Annotated in this window: 15 protein-coding genes; 3 read left to right on the top strand and 12 right to left on the bottom strand. The window is 65.7% G+C overall.

Features of this window, described 5'->3' with window-relative positions; all coding sequences use genetic code 11:
- Positions 1 to 505 precede the first annotated feature (505 nt).
- From EPN80_RS01895 to EPN80_RS01885, 3 genes are read left to right on the top strand one after another with little or no spacing between them, the layout of a single operon-like run.
- Positions 506 to 748, top strand: a complete 243-nt coding sequence (locus tag EPN80_RS01895; RefSeq protein WP_293022995.1) for a type II toxin-antitoxin system Phd/YefM family antitoxin — start codon at positions 506 to 508, stop codon at positions 746 to 748.
- On the top strand, positions 745 to 1,200 hold the full coding sequence (locus EPN80_RS01890) for a type II toxin-antitoxin system VapC family toxin (protein ID WP_293022992.1): 456 nt from the start codon (positions 745 to 747) through the stop codon (positions 1,198 to 1,200). The genes EPN80_RS01895 and EPN80_RS01890 overlap by 4 nt, the downstream gene beginning before the upstream one ends.
- Entirely contained in the window at positions 1,197 to 1,715 is a 519-nt protein-coding gene (locus tag EPN80_RS01885; RefSeq protein ID WP_293022989.1) for a hypothetical protein, read from the top strand. The genes EPN80_RS01890 and EPN80_RS01885 overlap by 4 nt, the downstream gene beginning before the upstream one ends.
- Positions 1,716 to 1,718: 3 nt before the next feature.
- Here the strand turns inward: EPN80_RS01885 and EPN80_RS01880 are convergent, their stop codons facing one another.
- From EPN80_RS01880 to EPN80_RS01825, 12 genes are read right to left on the bottom strand one after another with little or no spacing between them, the layout of a single operon-like run.
- Positions 1,719 to 3,425, bottom strand: coding sequence for a hypothetical protein (locus EPN80_RS01880; protein ID WP_293022987.1), 1,707 nt, complete (start codon positions 3,423 to 3,425; stop codon positions 1,719 to 1,721).
- A gap of 5 nt (positions 3,426 to 3,430) precedes the next feature.
- Complete coding sequence (locus tag EPN80_RS01875; RefSeq protein WP_293022984.1) at positions 3,431 to 4,969, bottom strand: hypothetical protein; 1,539 nt, start codon at positions 4,967 to 4,969, stop codon at positions 3,431 to 3,433.
- A 12-nt stretch (positions 4,970 to 4,981) separates the two neighbouring features.
- Positions 4,982 to 5,719 (bottom strand): hypothetical protein, encoded by a 738-nt coding sequence (locus EPN80_RS01870; RefSeq protein ID WP_293022981.1) that lies wholly within the window; start codon positions 5,717 to 5,719, stop codon positions 4,982 to 4,984.
- A gap of 24 nt (positions 5,720 to 5,743) precedes the next feature.
- Positions 5,744 to 6,712, bottom strand: a complete 969-nt coding sequence (locus EPN80_RS01865; RefSeq protein WP_293022979.1) for a Tfp pilus assembly protein FimT/FimU — start codon at positions 6,710 to 6,712, stop codon at positions 5,744 to 5,746.
- Complete coding sequence (locus EPN80_RS01860; protein ID WP_293022976.1) at positions 6,709 to 7,776, bottom strand: ATPase, T2SS/T4P/T4SS family; 1,068 nt, start codon at positions 7,774 to 7,776, stop codon at positions 6,709 to 6,711. Before EPN80_RS01860 ends, EPN80_RS01865 begins: the two co-directional genes overlap by 4 nt.
- 7 nt (positions 7,777 to 7,783) lie before the next feature.
- Entirely contained in the window at positions 7,784 to 8,632 is an 849-nt protein-coding gene (locus EPN80_RS01855) for a hypothetical protein (RefSeq protein WP_293022973.1), read from the bottom strand.
- The gene (locus EPN80_RS01850; protein ID WP_293022970.1) at positions 8,632 to 9,267 is read right to left on the bottom strand and encodes a type II secretion system protein; all 636 of its coding nucleotides are present in this window, start codon (positions 9,265 to 9,267) and stop codon (positions 8,632 to 8,634) included. The genes EPN80_RS01855 and EPN80_RS01850 overlap by 1 nt, the downstream gene beginning before the upstream one ends.
- Before the next feature lie 13 nt (positions 9,268 to 9,280).
- Positions 9,281 to 10,474, bottom strand: coding sequence for a type II secretion system F family protein (locus tag EPN80_RS01845; protein ID WP_293022967.1), 1,194 nt, complete (start codon positions 10,472 to 10,474; stop codon positions 9,281 to 9,283).
- Positions 10,471 to 12,369, bottom strand: coding sequence for an ATPase, T2SS/T4P/T4SS family (locus EPN80_RS01840; RefSeq protein ID WP_293022965.1), 1,899 nt, complete (start codon positions 12,367 to 12,369; stop codon positions 10,471 to 10,473). The genes EPN80_RS01845 and EPN80_RS01840 overlap by 4 nt, the downstream gene beginning before the upstream one ends.
- 10 nt (positions 12,370 to 12,379) lie before the next feature.
- Positions 12,380 to 12,865, bottom strand: coding sequence for a hypothetical protein (locus tag EPN80_RS01835; protein WP_293022962.1), 486 nt, complete (start codon positions 12,863 to 12,865; stop codon positions 12,380 to 12,382).
- The gene (locus EPN80_RS01830) at positions 12,828 to 14,027 is read right to left on the bottom strand and encodes a hypothetical protein (protein WP_293022959.1); all 1,200 of its coding nucleotides are present in this window, start codon (positions 14,025 to 14,027) and stop codon (positions 12,828 to 12,830) included. Before EPN80_RS01830 ends, EPN80_RS01835 begins: the two co-directional genes overlap by 38 nt.
- Positions 14,027 to 15,583: a hypothetical protein gene (locus tag EPN80_RS01825; protein WP_293022956.1), complete on the bottom strand. Its 1,557-nt coding sequence runs from the start codon at positions 15,581 to 15,583 to the stop codon at positions 14,027 to 14,029. Before EPN80_RS01825 ends, EPN80_RS01830 begins: the two co-directional genes overlap by 1 nt.
- Positions 15,584 to 15,585: the final 2 nt, after the last annotated feature.

Genomic DNA, 15,585 nt, shown 5'->3' with positions numbered 1-15,585 from the left:
CGCACCAGGACCTGTCGATATTGATACATCTCGAACTTCCTCTTCAAGCCACCCTCCCGAGTAAAAATGCTTTGGGAGGGTAGCGGTTCGTCGAAGTTCGAGCGCCCGATCAGGTGCCAGCGGCGCCTTAACGGCGAAATTCTTGCGGCGCCAATACGCCGAAAGACGGGTGGCGCCTATGCGCCGAGAATCTTCTGGCGCCTTTATGCCGAGAACGGCTTGGCTCCTTTACGCCGAAAGTTCACAGTAGCTACCCGCCGTCGTGACGTTGCCAAATGCTCGCGCTGGCATTGAAGATCCCGCCCCGGCGTTACGCAGCGATGCCGCGGATGAGAACTGCATCCGTCTTTATACGACGCCAACCCACGCGTGGGCAACGGCGCATCGAGGCTGGCGTGTGGGTGCCGCCGACGCGACATTCTGCTGATGGAGCAGGTCGCTTGATGTTGCCTCGAGCGGATAATTGCGATAGACTGAACCAGTCTGTAAACTAGGTCTTTAAATCATGTACACAGAAATTGGCTCCTTTGATGCGAAAGCCAGACTGTCTGAACTCCTGAGGGAGGTCAGGCATGGCCAACGCTACACGATCACGTCCCGTGGGCAACCGGTGGCTGACTTGATTCCGAGCGAAAGCGCGACGCAATTGGATGTTAAGACAGCCATCGAGGCAATGCGCTCGATGCGTCGCGTGCATGACGTGCCGGCGGAGACGCTACGCGAATGGATTGCCGAGGGTCGGCGATGAAATTGGTCGTCGACGCTTCCATGGCGCTAGCGTGGTTGTTTGAGCGCACCAGCAAGACTGAGGCCGATTGCGCAGATCAAGCGTTGCTATGCCTTGCGCAGGCGGAAGTCCTGGTCCCTGCCTTGTGGCATACCGAGGTCGCCAACGCGTTGCTGGTCGGTGAGCGCCGACGCGTCGTGACCGAGGCGCAGGTGATCGACTATCTGAGTAAGCTCTCAGCACTACCGATCGCCACGGACAGCGCTGCGCCGGCCAGTCGCCGCGACGGGATTATGGCGCTCGCGCGAGAACATCGACTGACAGCCTACGACGCGACCTATCTCGACTTGGCTTTGCGCACTGGCGCGATCTTGGCAACGTTTGACGTGGCCCTCGCCGATGCGATGCGTCGCGCCGGCGGGATTGTATTTGGCGACGCGGGCCAGCTACGCGAAAACCCGGAGTCGAAATGAACCTCAAAACCTTTCCACGGGGATGCCAACTGGCTGGCCTGCTCACGCTGGCCGCGATGCTCGGTGGGTGTATGACGTATTACAAGCCGGGGGATCACGATTTTGAAGCAATGTCTGGTAAGACGGTCTATGCCCTTGTCCGGTATGTGCATCCAGGCCCTGACTCCACGTTTATCAAGACATATTGCCACAACGAAAATTGGGGAAAAGATCCGCTCTGTCAAAATCCGGCTACTGTGGACCACATATCAGTTGCGGTCGGTCGCAATTCGTGGGGAATTAAAATCGGTGGCATGTTGGTGCCGAAATCAGCCCGTGTGGAGATAGGCGATATTGTGGTATCAATTGCTCCGACTGATGCCCACCCCTACGATCAATTCATTCGCGTGGCCGCTCGCGCAGCCGACACCAAACGTCTCCACTGCGGCTGGGTCGGCTCCAAGATAGCGTTCAGCGGCGGGGTCGTCTGCGACGGTTGGCGCTACGACAAGGATTTCCCGCTGCTGGCCAACTGAGGCTCACTGCGACGGCGGGCTGCTGTCATAGAAGAGCGGCGCCGCAGTGTTCGTCGTGGAATTGGTCGGCGGCATCGCCGACGTGCTCACCGTCCAGCCGCCGGTTTGGACCGTCTGGGCCTCGGAAGGGGTGAGCAGTGCCCCGGCCGCGCAGCGCTGCAGGTTCGGCCCCGTGTAGCCTTCGTCCTCACACTTCGCGTAGCGCCGCTGCATCTGCGGCGTCCTTACCTGCGCCCGGTAATCGTCCGTGCGGGGCATCACGCCGGCGGTGCCCCCGGCGTTGATGCAGTCGGTGCGCGAGGTCCAGCCGGCGCAGGAGCCTTGCAATAACTCCTGGTCACCCGTCAACGCCTGTTGGGTGTTGGTCTGGATCTCGCGCGCCTCGACGTTCGCCTGCAGCCCTTGCGCGTACTGGTTGTTCGGTGCGCCTGGGTTGATCACGCCCCAGCCGGTCGAGCCAAGGAAGTTGGATTGCGGCTGCGTCACGGCACCCCCATGATTGAGCACGGTCGAGCCAACGGCGTAGGCAGTACCGGCTGCGGAGCCGGCGATGGCACCTATCCCTGATCCACCAAGGCCCCCTCCAAAGCCACCAGCCCCCGCCGCCGTCCACCCCGCCGACCCCGTCGCCATCGTCCCCAGCGCCAGCCCACCGGCAAACGCAAACGCGGTGGCCAGCAGCGCGAACGCTAAAATCGTCCAGCCCGAATGCGACTCGACGTTGGTGTACAGCAGATCCGTCACCTGCGGCAAATCCCCGCCTTGCCACTGCTGCACTGCAATGCCCGAGGGCACCATGTGCCCGACGTCGTCACAGGACGCCCCGGAGGCAACCTGCACCGCGCAGATCTCGGCCGTCTGCGCATAGGGCTGTGCCCTGGGAGGCGTGGCCACATACCACTGCGGCGTCGCGTAGCCGCGCGTGGTGATCGTCACGGTCTTGCGCAGGATGCTGCCGCTGGTGGTCTCCGTCTGCTGCAAGCTCAATTTCGGGAGCGAGATGAAACCGATCAGCGAATGGAAATGCGCCATCGCGAGGCCAATGGCCACCTGCGCGGCCGGCCAGGAAATGTTGTAAAACACCGGGTCGGTGCGCAGCCAGTAGTTCTGCCAGTTGTACTGGCTTTGGGCGAGGATCGCCGGATTGCCGAAGCGCTGCAGCGGGTCGTTGCCCAGCAGGAACGGATTGTCCTTCTCCGCCGCGGACAGGAAATACCGGTCGCGCACGAAGAGCGCCCCGTGCCAGGGCGTCCAATCCGCCATCTGCATGTGCACGACGTGATCGGGCGTGCGAATGACGCGAAACGCCTGCACGCGCAGTTCGGCGTCCTCGAGGAAGTAGCGTGCGAAAACAATCGGCGGCTTCTCGGCGGCCTGGATCAGCAGCTTGCCGGCCTGGATCGAGTTCAGCCCCAGGATGCCGGCGGCAGGGTCGTTATCGACAATCCACCGCTCGCCTTGCGTCATCGAAAAATCATAAGTGCCGGACGACGACTGCCGGGCCGTGCCGATGTCGTGCCAGTTATCGGCCGGATAGACGACATTAGCGGTGCCATCGGCCACATAGCGGCTGTGCCACGTGGGATTGAACTGGCCCGCGGCGGCCAGCGCCGAAGCGGCGGGGAGAAGCACGGCGGTGCCGAGAAAGCACGCGGCGGTGAGCAGGTGAACGGCTTGGCGCAGCGTGTGACGCAGTTCATGACGCATCATGCCTCCTATTTACAGACTTGGTAGAGCGTTGTCGTATAACCCGATTGATAGTCACCGTAGGAGGTCTCTGCGTTGCCCACGTAATAGCCCAAGGGATTGAGCGCCTGGTCGACCTGGCTCACGCCCCAGCCTGCCGTATTGTCGTAATCGCCGAACCCATACCGATAACCCATGGTGCCGCCCGACATCACCTGGACTTCCGTATTCCACGTGTAGTAGCCGGCCGGTGGCATCGAGATCATCACGTAATCGGTCGACGCGTTGTACGTGCAAGGTGGCGGCGGAGGCGGAGGCGGGATGCACTGGTTCTCCGTGATCGGTGCCAGATACACGAGGTTTGGCACGTCGGCCGCCGTCAAATACGCGCCCATGGGACTGGTCGGGTCGATGATGAGGGTGCTGACCAGCGCCTGCTGGCTCGCCGTGAGATCGGTGCGCGTAAAGCTGTACGACTGCGTGGGCGAGATGCTGGTGCCCTGGTAGCTGCCGATCTGCGCGTAGGCACCGCTGGCCGGGACGTAGTAACGATCGGTCTGGTTGAGCAGCGTGTAGCCGTACTGGCCCTGGTTGGTATAGGAGAGCAAACAATAATCGGTGTCGAACACGCGGGAGTTGACCGACATCGACATCACCGGCACCTGCACGTACTGGCCGGAGCCGGGCGGGCTTTCCTGCTGCGTGTATTCGGGCTGCACCATGCGCACGTAGTCCAGGATCGCGTACATCGCGCCGTGGCTGCCGATCAGCGTCTTGGCGTCGGGGTAGCCCTGAGGGCAACTGCTCGACGATGTTTTGTCGATCAGACACTTGAGCCCGGCATCGGGATCTACCGCGGCGCCACCGCTTTGCGGCTCGTCGAAGGCGCCGTAGGTATTGATCGAGACCCAGGTCGACAGGGCGGTGCCGGCCGTATTGCGCAGTTGGTACTGCAACACGCCGGCGTTCGGGTAGGCCCAGCCTGCGGGCAGGCCCGCCGCGACCGCCGAGGGCGTGTAGACCATATAGACCATCACCGGGTCCGTATCGAGGATCTGCGGCGCCGCGTAGGTGGCGGTGCCCGATGAATCGACGGTGAAGGTCCAGACCAGGCGCATCGAATGCGCGGCCCCGACGGGCATGACCTCCTGGTCGTAAGTGAAGTAGGCGCGATCCGCATGGATGCTCGCCAGATACGCCGACAGGTCCGTCGCGAGACGCTCTTCCTGGCCATCGATATAGGTGGTCGCCTGCGCGATGATCTGCGCCTGTGAGAGCGTGCCGTTGCCGTAGGTCGTGGACGTGAGCACCGGAATCGCCGTGGTGTCGGCCACCGGCACGGCGGTGTTGCCCTGCTGATCGAGCGACCCCGCGCTGGGCGAGTAGGCCACGGGACCGGTCGTGGCCGACACCTGCGAGGTGGGGCTGGTGACGCGGTTGACCACCTGGGTAACCTCCAGCGCGGTACCGAAGATCGCCGCACCTCCGGTGCCGCCGTTGTCAGCGGCTACGGAGGCCGCGGGAGCGATGGCCAGGAGCAGAATAAGCGCGCAGATCCAGGATCGCATGGCAAGCTCCTTTTAGCGATTGAGCACAGTGGACAGCTGGGGTAAGGGACCGCGCAGCGGCGGATAGATCGGGTGTGGCCCGCCGGCAGTCGCGCCAGCCGTGGCCGCCGTAGCCGCTGACAACGGCTGCTCGACGTCGGCGATGGTCGACACCGCCTGGTCCGGGCGGAACCGCAGCCCGTCGAGCGTCACCGTGGTGGCCGTGATCGCGCCGACGTGGTGCCCCATAAAGGTGTCACCCACGCGCGCCATCTTGCCCTGGCCGTGGATTTGCAAGAGGGCGTAGCGCACCCCGTGCTCCGTCAGGATGCCGGCCACGGGGCTCACGGCGGCCAAGGGCACAAGCGAGTGCGCGCGGGCGACGGTGGGCTTGCCCTGTTTGCCATACGGTTTGCCTTTGCTTTTGTCTTTCACCGCGGGCGCCACCGGCGGCGGCACCGGCCCCGCGCTCCCCGGCAGGGGGCCGTTCATTTGGCGCTCGGCGCGCACGCGCCTCAAATCCTGGCCCGCGATGTCGGCCTGCAGCGTCTTGACCTTGAGGATGCGCGTCAAGGTCTCCGCCGAAATCGGCTGGCCCGTGAGCGGGTTAAGCGGCGCGGTGACGGCCGCGACCTCGCTCGCCGAAATGGGCGTGGCGCTCGCCGAGTGGGTCGCAGCATTTGTCGAGCTGGCCGGTGCAGCCGCGTTTGCCGTGACGGCCACAGAGCCAGTCGCCGCGCCAACCAGCAGAAGAAGGATCGTGCGTTTCATAGGGGCTCCCCTCGATCAATCATGTCAATAGCTGCCCATGACGGTCTGCGCATACGTCTGGCCGCCGGGCAAGGTGGTGGTAATTCGCGCCGTATAGGGCGGGGTGGTCATCGCTGCGGCGCTGTTATTGGGGCTGCGCACCGCATCCGAATCGTTGTCGAGCTGCATGACTTGCCCCCAGCCATCGGTGATGTCGGTGCTGGAGAGCCCCAGCGGGCTCATCAGATCGACCGACGGGGTGTTCAGGGGCGTGGCCCCCAGCGCGGGCATGGGCGAGCCCGTGTCGCCCCAGGCGTTCGCGAAATAATCGATCGAGGTATCGCGCGCCGTGTTGCCCAGATAGCGGTTCTGGAAGTACGCGGCGTAGGCGGCCGCGACCTTGGCCATCTGCGCCTGGGTCGCCTGCAGGGCCGCGAGCGCCAAGAGCCGCCCGTTGATCAGCACCGCCTGGTTGTCGCCTGCCAGGGTCAGGACGCCCGCGTCCGACAGGCTGGTGCCGGCGGCCATCTTGCCGTGCCGGCCCGCCGAGACGATGGCGATCGTGTGGTAGTAGAGCGTCGCGCCGTCATCCGTGAACGAGAGCTGGGGGGTGATCAGCACGCACACCGGCCGTCCATAGCCGTCGCGCCACACGAGGTTCGGTGCCTGCTTCAAATATTGATAGAGCGGCGTGAATGCGACCGCCGTCGTCGTCGAACATCGGCCCGCCGCGTTGGGGCCGGTCTGCACCAGCGTGCCGGTGGGCAAGACCAGTTCCCGGCCCGTGTTCGTCGGCACCTCCGCCGTCACCATGGCTTGCTGGTAGGCGGTAGTCACCGCCTGCTCGATGTCGGCCAAGCGGTTATTCGTTTCGTACTTGCCCCACAGATCGGTCATGCTTTGAAAGAGGGGATAGGCGACGGCCAGCATGATCGCCAGCACGGCCATGGCGATGAGCATTTCCAGCAGCGTGAAGCCGCGCTGGCGAGGAGAGAAACATCGAGCGCGCTTCATAGCATGCGCTCCAGGCGGTCCCGGTCAGTGGCATAAAAAAGCGCGTCCTCGCGCTCGATCCGGCGCGCGTGATACAGGGCCGCGAGCGCGCGGTGCAGGGTGATCTGCCCGTCCTGCTGGCCCGTCTCCATGTCCTGGCGGATGCCCACGATATTGCCGTTGCGGATGTTGGCGCGCACCGACGTGGTGGGCACCAGGATTTCGGCGGCCAACGCCACCTGGCCCTCGATGCCGCGGATGAGCGTCTGCGAGACCACCCCGCACATGGTGGTGGCCAGCACGCTCAGCACCGCGCCGCGCTCCGCGCCGTCAAAGAGACTCGCCACGCGCTCGATGCTCGCGGCCGCGCCCGCCGTGTGGAGCGTGCCCACCACCAGATGCCCAGTCTCGGCCGCGCGCAGCGCCAGTTCGACCGTCTCCCGGTCGCGCATCTCCCCGACGACCAGGATATTCAGATCCTCGCGCAGCGCCCCGTGCAGGCCCGCCGCAAAACTCACCTCGTCGGTGCCGATCTCGCGCTGGGTGATGAGACACTGCCCGGACACGTGTTCGTACTCGATCGGGTCGGCCAGTTCCAGGATGTGCCCCTGGCGGGTGAGGTTGAAATGCTGGATGAGCGCGGCTTGCGTCGTGCTCTTGCCCGAGCCGGTCGGGCCGGTCGTCAGAAAGATACCCCGCGGCTGATCGGCCAGATCCAGCAAGCTCGCCGGCAAGCCCAGCGCTTCGAAGCCGATGTCGCCGCGATAAATGCGACGGATCGCCAGCCGCAGCGTGCCGCGCGCGGCGTAGACGTTGCAGCGCAGGCGTCCATGCGCGCCGGCGCTCGCAAAATTCGCGTTGCCTACCTTGCCCGTCAGCACCGCCTGGACTTTAGCGTCGCCCGGCCGCTGCTGGCCAAGCCATGCCGCCAGCGGCGCCGGCTCGATGGGCGGGTGGTCAGTGAGCACCAGGTCACGCTTGACGCGGATACGCGGCGCGTCGCCCTCGCACAGATGAACGTCGGTCACGTCATTGTTGGCCAACAGGTCCTCGATCAGCGTTTGCAGTATTTGCATAGGGCTCATAGCTCACTCATAAAGGCTGGACGGCTTCGACCTCGATCGTCGTCCCCCAGGGGGTGACGGTCTTCAGCGCCATCGAATAGGGGGTGGCGGACGAGGAGGAATCGAGCAGATTCGACACATGGATCGGCTGGCCCCAGGCGTCATAGAAACGGTGCGCATCGATGCCGGCCAGCGCCGGGATGCCGGTCTGGTCTCCAGCGGTCCAGGTGTCCACGCAGGGCAGAGCGCTTGACGCCACGCCGCACGGACTCGCGCGAAACCAGTTGGTGTCGGTGGTGCCGGTGCTGTCGTCCTGCTGGCGCGTCAGGAAGTAGCTTTGCAAACCCGTCTGGAGATCCCCCAGCGCCCGCAACGACTGAGACAGCGCGGCCTGCTCGATCGACTGGCCGGAGATGGCCGCCCAGGTGACGTGCGCCGCCGGCGTGAGCTTCCCGGTGGTCGGATCGAACACGGTCGTATCCGGCCCCGAGCCCGGCGGCAACCACAGCGCGATGGTGCGGTAGGCCACGCACGTGTCCACGCCCCCGGCACACGGCAGACCCAGCTCGTCGCTCACGGCCGCTTGCAGGCCGTACTGGCGCATGACGCCGGCGGCGGCGAGGATCTGCGGACCGGTCATCGCAAACCCCGGGCTATCAATGCTCGCTGCGTTCTGCCGATACCAGGCGCGCACCGCAACCTCGGCTGAACTCAGATAAGCGCCGGGAGCGCCCGGCGCACCCACGCCCGCCTGGGCGGTGGTGCGCGTCAAGACCGTCAAGATCATCGCCACGAAGCCCGCGAGCAAGATCATGAGGGCGAGCGCGACGAACCCGCGTTGCTGGCGCTGCTGGTGCCGCTTCATCAACTGCTTCATCAGCTCGACGTCTCTTCGATCTTGTAGTCGAAGGTGCCCAGCGCCCCCGCGCCGGCGCCCAGCGTGCCGCGGCACGACCCTTGCTGAAAGGTCGCGGTGGTGGCCTTGCTGCCATTGCATTTGAGCAAGGCCGCCGTCACGATGTCGTTGGGCACATCGATCACGTGGATGAAGTAGTAGACCCCCAGGCTCGTGGCGGGCGTCGCTTCGCTGGCGATCGTCGCCAGCACCCCGGCGCTCACGCCCGGCAGCTCGACGTCGCCCGTCGCGGCATCGGTGGGCAGGGCGTTCACGTAAGGGCCATCCCACACCTGGGTGCCGTCGACACCGCAAACCATATTCCCGGCGGTCGCGAGCGTGCCGGACCACAAGACGGACGGCGCATTGGGGTAGCAGCCCATGTCCTGCTTGGCGCGCAGAAAGCCCTGGGCCAGGGTTTGCGCGTCCGAGACCATCGCCAGGCCTTTGGAGCTGCTACCGTTGTAGGCGATGGCGATCATCGCGGTGACCACGGCGATCACCGCCATGACCATCAGCATTTCGACCAGCGTGAAGCCGCGTTGCAGGGCGCGCCGGCCGCGGCGGGTACGCCGCGCGGCTTGGCGCCAAAGGGCAGAGGGGAGTTTTTTCATCATGAGGGTCCTTGAATCAAAGGCTGTGAAGCATGGTGGCGACACTGGGGTAATAGGTGAGCATGAACATGACGAACACCAAACCGGTCGTGAGCGCGAGGCTGACCAGATTGGCGTTTTGTTGCAGACGCGCAGTCATCAACTTCGCGTCGCTCTTGAGGTGCCGGGTAAATTGCTGCAAGCCCTTGGCCAGTTCCCCGGAACGCGTGGCCGACCTGAAATTGGCCACCACCCGCGTCGAGAAACCCGCGTGGGCCACCGCCGAGGCGAGATCCGTGCCGGCGCTGGTCGCCTTGGCCGCACGCAAGAGCGCGATCTGCGTCGCTTCGCGGCGCACGGTGGGGGCGAGCGTTCTAAAAATATCTTCCGGGGCGATGCCCGCCGCGTACATCACTCCATAGGTGGCCCACAGGCTCGCGTGCTCCAGCGTCTCCGTCAGGCGCTGGACCGGCTTGATGCGGGTGACCAGTTCGCGCAGGAAGGGGCGTCTCGCCAGGGCCATCAGCCCCAAGGGCAGGGCCACATAGCCGGCGAGCGAGAGCAGCGCGTGCGCGTTGCACCAGGCCGCGAAGCCACAAAACGCCCGCGCGTAAGCGGGCATCCGCTGCCCCAGCCCCAGGCTCGCGCTAAAGAGGCGCGTCATGCTGGGCGCGACGAACCCGATCTCCACGGGAATGAAGGCGTACATGAGCCCGAGCGTGATCTTCACGCCGCGAAAGACGCTGCGCATCTGCAGGGCCAGCTCGTGCCGGTCTTCCACTTCCTGACCCAGATCGAGCAGCGCCTGCGGCAGTTGCGCGGCCTGCGCTCGTGCGCCCACCACCATCGCGTCGCGCGCCTCGAACCCGGCCGCGCGCATGGCGGCGCCCGGCGGGCGGCCCTCCTCGATGCCGGCCGCAAAGATCGCCACGGCGCTCTTGAGGCGCCCATCGAGCAGGTAATCGGAGGCGTCCTCCAACTGCGCCAGCAACTCGCCCCCATTGGCCAAGCGCTCGCCCAGCGTCGCATAGAAGCGGGCGAGCTCTCGCGCGTCGATTTTCGCGCCGAACGCCTCCTTCACCGTCTCGACCACGTCCAGGTGCGCTGTCGGTTGACTAAAGCCCATCTGGCGGATCGCGTAATACGCATAGTCGAGGGACTCGGAGGCGATCAAGGCGCTCACCTTGCGCTGGCGGGCCGTCATGGCCGTGAAGCGATAGATGCATTTCATGACGCGGCCTCCCCGTCGGCATGGGAGGCATAAGGCGACTGGAGCCAGGCGTTTTCTCCAGGCTGATAGTCGTCGGGCGCTTCTTCGACTTCGGTGGCCAGGATCGAGGCGATCGCTTCATGCGACGTGATGCCGGCCGAGAGCAGGCGCAAGGCGCTGGCGGTCATGCGGCGGTGGGGCGGCAAACCCGCCGCGGCGATCTCCGAAGGCAGCGCCTGCCGCTCGATCAGCCGACGCACCTGGGGGTCGACGTGCAGCAGCTCGTAGACCAGTTGCCGCCCGCGATAGCCGGTGTGATTGCAATGGCGGCAACCGGGACCGGCCCGGCGCGGCCGGTGCGGCGTGTCGGCCAGCCAGTCATGGCGCAGCAGATGGCGGGTCGCCTCCCGCGCATCCGGCACCGAGCAACGGGTGCAGAGCTTGCGCACCAGGCGCAGCGCGAGGATGCCCAGGAGCACCGCCGCCACATCGGTCATGTCCACGCCGAAATTCTTGAGCCTCGTGAGGGCGGTCTCGGCCCGGTTGTTATGCTGGGTGGATAGCGTCAAGTGGCCCGTGTTGGCCATCTCCAGCATCAGCGCGGCGATTTCCGCATCGCGCGTCTCGCCGTTCAGAATGATGTTCGGCGCGTTGCGCAGGATGCCTTTGAGCAGGAGCTGCGCGGCCTCACCCTCGTCCTTATGTCCCGGCACCTGGTACTGAATCCACGAACCCTTGCGGTATTCGATCGGGCGCTCCGAGGACTGCACCCAGCGCTCGATCGGATCGACCTCATTGAGTAGCGCATAGATCGCCGAGGTCTTGCCGGAGCCGGTCGGCCCCGTAGTGAGAAAAATCCCGTGATCGGCCTGCATATAGCCGCGCAAACGCTGGAGCGTGTGCGGATCCATGCCGATCTGGTCGAGTTCGGCCGCCTCCGCGTCCTTGTCCAGGATCCGGATCACCACGGTGGTGAATTCGTTCTCGGGACTCTCGACCTGGCGGGTGAGCGAGACCCGGAACGCGTAACGGTGCTTGATTTCCGCGTATTTCTTCTCTTGCGCCGACGTGAATTCGATCTTGCCGTCCACCGGCTCGTCGCGCAGCTTCTCCTGGCGCCCGGAGCGGGTGATCAGATAGGTGATGATCCGTTTCCAGATCGGCCATTCGAGAAAGCGGAAGAAGTCGCCCACCCCGCCCACTTTGAGGCGCACCATCGCGCCGGTGCTGGTGGCCATCGGTGTCAAGCCGATATCGCTCGCCTGCATGTAGCAGGCGTGACGGATGAGCGTCATGATGAGCTCGCCCAGGGCCGCCGCGGCGTCCGGATCGTCCTCGCGGCCCATCAGTTCGCGCATGCGCCCATACGCCACATCGAACGCGGCCTCGGTACGTGCGAAACACTGCCGGTAAATGCTCTGGATCGTGCGGTGCGAGGCGATCCGGTACCGCACGAGGTAGTCCGGCAACGCCGTCTTGGCAATGTTCTCCTGCTCGATCTCGGAGATGGCCACCGTCAGGCATTGCGCAGCTGCGTCGTAGTCGATCGGCACCCAGTGCCGGAACTCGGTGGGCCAGGCCGCCTGGGGGATGCGCTCCGGGTCGATCTCGTCGATGGCCGCCGGCGGCAAATACGCCAGACCGTCCATCCGGGCGTTGACCTGGGCGATCTTCTCGGGCGTGAGAAACCCGTAGTCGGCCGAGCACATGATGTCGGTGAGCGACTCATTGGTGAGTGCCTGACGTTGCTGCACGGCCCGAATGTGGGTCTCTTTCATGCCGAATTCGCGCAGGACCTGCGTGAAGCGGTCTTCCTTCCCGTCTTTAGGCTCTCTACCGAACGCCAGCACCACCCCCGGGGCGCTCGTCGCGGGCGCTTGCCCGGCGCGGGTCGCCTCTTCCATTGCATAAGCCATTGCCTTCTCCTCAGGTCCCGTAGACTTCCAGGTCCAATACGAATTTGTCGCCCGTGAACGCGGCGTGCGACAGCGCCGTGCCATGCGAGGCCAGGGCGGCGATAAAGCGCAGCAGCCCCTCGATATCGGTGTAGGTGCCTTCGCACCTCACCGGGACGAATGAGAGGCCGCTCATCGTGGTCTGCCGCACGCTCGCCACCGGGGCCGCGCCGTTGCGGCCGCGGAAGTTGCCCACCGTCACGGCGCCCAGCCGGATCAGGTCGGCCAGCGCCAGCTCTCGCAGGCGCACCGTCGCGCGCGCGAGCGACACGTCCACGCGCGGCGCGGGGCTTGCCGCGGCACCTTTCAGGCGTTGGCGCAACCCGCGCGTGGCGACCTGCGCATGCACCCATTGCGCGCGGGCGGCGGCGATGCCGGCGCGCAAGGCGGCCTGCTGCGCGCGCCAGGCCAGCCCTTGCTCAACGGCGAGCGCGGAACATAGCACCAAGAGCAGCATCAGATACAGTCGGACACGCATAGGTGAGGTCGATCTCGGAGAGAGTTGAGGTAATGGCCGGGGGCGCTTCATGGCAGGGCGCACCGAGTGGAGCGGGTAAGCGCACCTGGCGCGGATCGTCGCCCAGCGGCACGTGGGTGGTGAGGGTCATGCCGCGCTCGCGATCGATCTGGATGTCGACGTGGCCGCCCGGCACCACCAGGCGCGCCGCGCGCGCCAGCGCCGGCGTCGAATCGATGCTGGCGAGCGCCGTGAACGCATCGAAGCGCGTGCGGGCGAGCGTACGGATGGCATCGAGCGAGTGGGCCACCATCGCCTGACTCACCGCGAGCTGCTGGCTCAAGCGCTTGACCTGCCAGGCCTGCCAGCCGGACCAGGCGATCAGGGCGCAGCAAGCGGCACCCGCCGCGGCCTGCGCGAGCCAGCGCACCGTCGTGCTGGGAATCCCGACCACGTCGCCCGTGCGCGGATAGGCGGGCACGCGCGCCAAGGCGCCGCGCAGCTCCTCGCTGGTAAAGATCATGACCTGCGCGTCGGAGAGTTCCCGATCGGCACCCTTGATCGCTATCTTGGCGCCCGAGGCGAACGAGCGCAGGGTGCGGGCGATGCTGTCCTGGCTGATGCGGGGCACTACCTGCAGCCGGTCGAGCTGGCCAGCCTCATCGAGGACGAACTGGATCAAGAGGGTGTCTTGCGGATCCCCGACGGCAAAGCCGACCACGGCCGGCAACTGCGTGGGCCGGCGCGTCTTGAGTAGCGCATGCAGCACCGCCACGCCCGGCATGACGGGTTGCTCCAGGCCCTGCAGGCGGCTGGCTGGCGTGGCGAACACGGCGGTGTCGCGCCGCGCGCGGATATGGCGAGTGGTCTCCCCGAAACTGCGCGCGATGGTGCGCGCGACCGTGCGCCGGAAGGCGGTGGGCGGCACCAGCAGGCACCGGTCCTGATCCGAGAACGACACGATCGGCGCGGCCGCCGGCACCGCTTCCAGCAGGCTCACGCGATCTTGCTCGGACAGGCAGTAGTCGCGCTGCACACCGCCCGTCTCGGTGCGCAGATAGATCGGCCCCGCTGCCGGCTTCGCCTCAGCCGTCCACCGCCGGCGCCGCCCGATGGCCGTGCCCGAGTCAAGACGCTGATGCAGCTTGATAGGCAGTTTCATCAGATCGCCTCGCCCACCAGGGTTTCAAAGGACGGCGCCGGTACGATCTGCACCTGCAGGAGCAGCACGTTCTCGCGCGCGGCGTTGACGTCGTTCACCCCCGAGAGCGCTCGGCCCACGCCGGGCAGGCGCGCGACGCCCGGGATCCCTTGCGTGCCGTCATTGCCGCTCATATAGCGGTCGCCGGCGAGCACCACCGTATAGCCGGTGGGCACCAGCACTTGCATCAGCGACTGCTTGGTCGACATCACCGGCGCCTGAATCTGGCCGTTGAGGAACGTCTGCATCGTGCCGACCGTGTTGGAGACGGGCACCAGGCGCAACGACACTTCCTGGTTCGACAGGATGTCGGCGGTGACCGAGAAGCTCACGCCGTTGAGCGCGTAGGCGACCGAGCCGGACGTTTGAGAAAAGCCGCCGGTCCCCGACGAGAGGGTGGTGTTGACCGAGGGCAGGTACGGGTCCTGCACCCCGTCGAATTTGGTGGCTGCGGTGTGATTGGCGGCCACCAGCGACGGCTGCGAGACGACCTTGACGCTCGTGTAGTCTTCCAGCGCCTTCATGATGGCGGTGATGGACGCCGTAGTGAGATTGACGTTGAGCGCTGCGTTACTGACCGCGCCCGTGGTGTTGTAGCCGATCGATTTGGTCCCCGCGGCGTTGAGGATCTTGTTCCACTGGATGCCGTATTGGAGCGTGTCGTTGAGCGACACTTCGATGAGCGAGGCCTGGATCTGGACCTGACGCATCGCGTCCTGCGTGTAGGTCTGCAGGAATTCGTGGATCCGGCGCAGCGCGACCGCATTGCCCCGCACGGTCACGAAACCCGAGGCCGGAAACACCAATACCTGGGCCCCTTGACCGCCTTGCTGCTGCAGGTAGGTTTGCAGGCCGCTGGTGTCGGCCTGCTTGTTGTTGCCCGACACCGTGAACTTGGCCGAGAGCGTCGGCCCACTGGTGCCGCCGCTACCGCCCGAAGTGGAGCCGCCGGACGTGCTACCGGTACTGCCCTGGCCGCCGCCTTGGGTGGGATCGCCCCCGACCTTGAAGTCCGCTTCCATCTTGTGCATCAGGCCCGTGGGCAGGCGGAAAGTGTAGGTGGCCGTCTTGGCGAAGGTGACGGTGTGGGCGTCAGGGTTGATCACCGCCACGTACCCCGCCACCAGGCCGATGTAGCGCATCGCCGCGTCGAACGTGAGCCCCCTGAAGTCGATGTTGACCGTCCTGAGCGGATTCACGCCGTCGAGCACGGCCACGGTGTAACCGTGCTGCGTGGCGATCGATTGCGCGAGCGCATAGAACGAGGCCTGCTGCACCGACAGGGAAACCGTATCGGCTGGATCCGGGACATCCACTTCGTGCACGAGCGGACCAGGCCCGGCGCCAGTGACGTTCTCGACCACGTCGCGCGCCGCGGCGAATTGCTTGGCGTCTTGCGCGAGCGGCGCGAGTTGGTTGTGCGCCTGTTGCGAGAGCGGCGCGAAATTGGCGCAGGAGGCGAGGCCCAGGGTCGCCAGGAGCAGGCTAAGGCGAGTCAGTCGGCGAGTCGGTCGCATTA

This window comes from Pandoraea sp., from assembly GCF_004297875.1.
Taxonomy (GTDB): Bacteria; Pseudomonadota; Gammaproteobacteria; order Burkholderiales; family Burkholderiaceae; genus Pandoraea.
Note: the sequence above shows the minus strand (reverse complement) of the source record. Positions and strands in the feature narration are given on the sequence as shown.

Coding starts and splice junctions, on each gene's coding strand:
- EPN80_RS01895 (WP_293022995.1), top strand. CDS start 506: ATGTACACAGAAATTGGCTCCTTTGATGCGAAAGCCAGACTGTCTGAA.
- EPN80_RS01890 (WP_293022992.1), top strand. CDS start 745: ATGAAATTGGTCGTCGACGCTTCCATGGCGCTAGCGTGGTTGTTTGAG.
- EPN80_RS01885 (WP_293022989.1), top strand. CDS start 1,197: ATGAACCTCAAAACCTTTCCACGGGGATGCCAACTGGCTGGCCTGCTC.
- EPN80_RS01880 (WP_293022987.1), bottom strand. CDS start 3,425: ATGATGCGTCATGAACTGCGTCACACGCTGCGCCAAGCCGTTCACCTG.
- EPN80_RS01875 (WP_293022984.1), bottom strand. CDS start 4,969: ATGCGATCCTGGATCTGCGCGCTTATTCTGCTCCTGGCCATCGCTCCC.
- EPN80_RS01870 (WP_293022981.1), bottom strand. CDS start 5,719: ATGAAACGCACGATCCTTCTTCTGCTGGTTGGCGCGGCGACTGGCTCT.
- EPN80_RS01865 (WP_293022979.1), bottom strand. CDS start 6,712: ATGAAGCGCGCTCGATGTTTCTCTCCTCGCCAGCGCGGCTTCACGCTG.
- EPN80_RS01860 (WP_293022976.1), bottom strand. CDS start 7,776: ATGAGCCCTATGCAAATACTGCAAACGCTGATCGAGGACCTGTTGGCC.
- EPN80_RS01855 (WP_293022973.1), bottom strand. CDS start 8,632: ATGAAGCAGTTGATGAAGCGGCACCAGCAGCGCCAGCAACGCGGGTTC.
- EPN80_RS01850 (WP_293022970.1), bottom strand. CDS start 9,267: ATGATGAAAAAACTCCCCTCTGCCCTTTGGCGCCAAGCCGCGCGGCGT.
- EPN80_RS01845 (WP_293022967.1), bottom strand. CDS start 10,474: ATGAAATGCATCTATCGCTTCACGGCCATGACGGCCCGCCAGCGCAAG.
- EPN80_RS01840 (WP_293022965.1), bottom strand. CDS start 12,369: ATGGCTTATGCAATGGAAGAGGCGACCCGCGCCGGGCAAGCGCCCGCG.
- EPN80_RS01835 (WP_293022962.1), bottom strand. CDS start 12,865: ATGCTGCTCTTGGTGCTATGTTCCGCGCTCGCCGTTGAGCAAGGGCTG.
- EPN80_RS01830 (WP_293022959.1), bottom strand. CDS start 14,027: ATGAAACTGCCTATCAAGCTGCATCAGCGTCTTGACTCGGGCACGGCC.
- EPN80_RS01825 (WP_293022956.1), bottom strand. CDS start 15,583: ATGCGACCGACTCGCCGACTGACTCGCCTTAGCCTGCTCCTGGCGACC.